The sequence below is a fragment of the Corynebacterium sp. HMSC074E01 genome (assembly GCF_001808885.1).
GTDB lineage: Bacteria > Actinomycetota > Actinomycetes > Mycobacteriales > Mycobacteriaceae > Corynebacterium.
Genome location: NZ_KV794843.1, coordinates 1 through 914, shown reverse-complemented (window position 1 = coordinate 914; position 914 = coordinate 1). Strand labels below are relative to the sequence as shown.

Annotated in this window: 1 protein-coding gene and 1 pseudogene; one reads left to right on the top strand and one right to left on the bottom strand. The window is 54.8% G+C overall.

What is annotated here, in order from left to right:
• Positions 1-454: 454 nt before the first annotated feature.
• A pseudogene (locus HMPREF2537_RS13155) lies at positions 455-592 on the top strand (type IIL restriction-modification enzyme MmeI); the annotation flags it as partial.
• A gap of 62 nt (positions 593-654) precedes the next feature.
• Here HMPREF2537_RS13155 and HMPREF2537_RS12890 read toward each other — a convergent pair.
• On the bottom strand, positions 655-914 hold a 260-nt coding region (locus tag HMPREF2537_RS12890; protein ID WP_210383617.1), incomplete at its 5' end, for a hypothetical protein.

Here is a 914-nt window from a genome sequence, read left to right as displayed (position 1 = left end):
GCAGGTCAGCGCGTACAGATGGGTGTACCCGATTGCGAAGTGGATCTAGCGGGCTCTAACCCGGAGGGGTAGGCGATTCCACATCCTTAAATATAGGGGTGCGGCACGGAGTGTCGTCGATAAATAACCATTTGATGCGCGCGTGCGGAATTAACAACGAAATACCGCTAAAACAGACAACATATGGGGTGCACAGAAACACATATAAGTTCTGCGGAAAACCTATAGGGTGCGTCGCTAAAAACCGCTGTGCGCGAAAAACATAAAGGGTTTACGGACCCGGTCCCAGACCCCTCAATACTCTGAGCCGGAAGAATGGAAAGTGGAAGGTTGATGTATCCCCACTATTTATTTTTTCCGTTTTTCGGAGTACATCGGGAGCTACAACTGCGGACCAGCTCTGTGTGAACTAGATGAGAAGGCGCAGCAGCGAATCATCGACGCTGGACAGTTGGTGCTGCGGGCACGCGAGCGGCACCCCCAGCGGTCACTCGCGGAGCACTACAACCCGTTATCGATGGACCCAATTCTGCTCAAGGCTCACAACAACTTGGACCGGGAAGTCGATAAGGCTTTCGATGTGGCACGCAAACTCACCAACGAGCGCCAGCGCCAGGAGCTACTGTTCGCCAGCTACGGGGAGTTGGCGAGGGGCTATGTCTCCTCGCTTTCATCAAAATCTAAACCACCAGCAGGGTCGTTCCCCGTGCGGGTGATTTTGATCGGTCCCGCTGCTGGGTGTAGAACCCTGTCGCTGGCAACGCCGGGAACTATGACTGTGCCCGACGAGAACACGTCACTGCCATAACGCGGCTCACGGTAGACGAACATGGGTCGTTCACTACTACTGGTGGATTTCGGTTTTGGTGGTGGGGGGATTACCGCCGCCGGCCTCGATTTTTCCGTTGAGGAGG